This window comes from Dietzia sp. DQ11-44, assembly GCF_014145205.1.
GTDB lineage: Bacteria > Actinomycetota > Actinomycetes > Mycobacteriales > Mycobacteriaceae > Dietzia > Dietzia natronolimnaea.
The window spans coordinates 1-2,075 of record NZ_JAALEC010000689.1 but is presented as its reverse complement, the minus strand read 5'-3'; the positions used below and the strand labels follow the sequence as shown (position 1 = coordinate 2,075).

Annotated in this window: 2 protein-coding genes and 1 pseudogene; all 3 read right to left on the bottom strand. The window is 69.6% G+C overall.

Annotated elements, in window-relative coordinates; genetic code table 11:
- Positions 1–474: DUF3145 family protein (locus tag G6018_RS15655; protein ID WP_182640115.1), on the bottom strand; the 474-nt coding region annotated here is incomplete at its 3' end.
- Positions 475–678: 204 nt separating this feature from the next.
- Complete coding sequence (locus G6018_RS15650; protein ID WP_179524985.1) at positions 679–1,554, bottom strand: serine hydrolase domain-containing protein; 876 nt, start codon at positions 1,552–1,554, stop codon at positions 679–681.
- Positions 1,555–1,636: 82 nt separating this feature from the next.
- A pseudogene (locus G6018_RS15645) lies at positions 1,637–2,075 on the bottom strand (polyketide antibiotic transporter); the annotation flags it as partial.

Genomic DNA, 2,075 nt, shown 5'->3' with positions numbered 1-2,075 from the left:
GGCGGGATGCCCGCGGAGCGGCTCCAGCGCGCGGTCCCATGCGGTGCCGAGTTCGGCGTCCACCGAGGCGTGGAACGCGGCGGGGCCTGCGGCCATGAGGTGCCGGAGCCTGTTCTCCCCGATCACCACGTCCCCGCTCGCGCCCGTCTGGCCTCGCCACATCCCGAGTTCCGGGGTGTGCGAGAAGCGTTCGCCGTCGACGAGGTCGCTCGGGTCCTCGGTGACCTCGAAGGCCAGCATCGACCACTTGGCCAGCGAATCGGCCAGGCGAGCACCGGTGCCGACCGGACCGATCCAGTCGACGATCGCCTTGCGGGCGCCCGGCTGGGCCGGCTGGTCCTCCCAACGCATGGCGGAGGACGCGTCGAGGGTGCTCGCGAGAGCCCACTCGACGTGAGGGCACAACGCGGTAGGCGCGGCATGGATGAACACCACGCCGGTCGTCGTATCCGCGAAATGGTTCAGATCAGACATCGCTTCACTCCCGACTCACTGAGGGACGTCTTCCCCAACGACCTCGCGATATCGTGTGAACGATGATTCGTATGTGGTTGTAGTACACAACTGTGCCTCAAGTGAACGAATTACACCAGCGACACTTCTGCATTCTCAGCAAAGTTACAGCACCGTAATCCCGCCGGTGTGAGTCCCCGGCGGCGTGTCGGCGAGGAGGGTGCGTCAGCCCCCGAGGGAGTCCTCCGGGCGGCTGCGACGGGTTGCGGCGTCCACCACCCTGTCCGACAACTCCGGCCACAGCGGTTTGGCCCAGTCCCCGAAGTCGCGGTCGGTGAGCACGACCAGGGCCGTCTCGATCTCGGGCTGCACCCACAGCAACGTGCCCGACTGTCCGAAGTGCCCGAAGGTCCCGGGAGAATTGTGCTGGCCGGTCCAGTGGGGATACTTGGCCTCCCGGAGTTCGAACCCCAGACCCCACGGACACGGTTTGTGCATTCCGTAACCGGGCACGACGCCGTCGAGGCCGCGGAACTGCTCGTTCACCGCCTCCTCCAGTGTCTCGGGCGCCAGGAGCCGCGGTGCCACGAGTTCGGTCGCGAAGGCGACCAGGTCGGCGAGGCTGGCCGAGGCGCCGTGTCCGGCCGAGCCCTCGAGCACCGTCGATCCCATCCCGAGCGGCTGACACACGGCCTCGGTGAGGTAGTCGGGGAAGGCGATCCCCGTGGCGTCGGCGATGTGGTCCGCGAGCACCTCGAAGCCGGCCGAGGAGTAGATGCGTCGCTCCCCCGGCCCGGCGCGCACCTTCCCGCGATCACTGAAGTCCAGACCGGATGCGTGGGCCAACAGGTGGCGGACGGTCGAGCCCTCGGGCCCGGCGGCCTCGTCGAGGGAGATCGCCTCCTCCTCGACAGCGAGGAGCGCGGCCACGGCCACTATCGGTTTGGTCACCGAGGCGAGACGGTAGACGCGGTCCTCGTCGCCACGCACGGCCAGGAGCCCCTCCGGACCGACGACCGCTGCCGAGACGTTGTCCACCGGCCAGTCCTCGACGGCCGCCAGGGCTGCGTCCAGCCGGTCTCGATCGAACTCGTCCGACATGTGATCCTCCCGGGTGATGTCAGATCGGGCCGTCGTCGGCCGGATCGTCTACAGCTGTGTGGTCAGTGTGTCAGCTCGGCGGTCACGTCCGCGGCACGTCGCGCCGACGGAACCCGACCAGCCCCGCGCCCACCAGGGCGACCGCCACAAGCAGCAGTACCGCCACCCCGATCGTGTCGACCGGCCCGACGGGGGCCCGCCCCACCGCACCGAACGGTGACCGGCGCATCTGGGACTCGGTGAGTCTGAGGGTGGGGCCCATGAACGTGACGACCGCGGAGACGGCGAACAGCGCCCAGGCCAGGGCCTGCATGCGGGGTACCCACCCGAACAGAGCTACCGACACCCCGACGAACACGAGCGCGGCCGGCACCTGCCAGGACCCGGCCGCGACGATGCGCCCCAGCGAGTCCGGGTCGTCGAGGGCGACGGAGGTGGCCAGCGCGAAGGCCGCGGAACCCGCCACCACGACCAGGACGGCGCCCGCGGCGACCACAGCGGTGTGCAGGGCCAACAGTGAC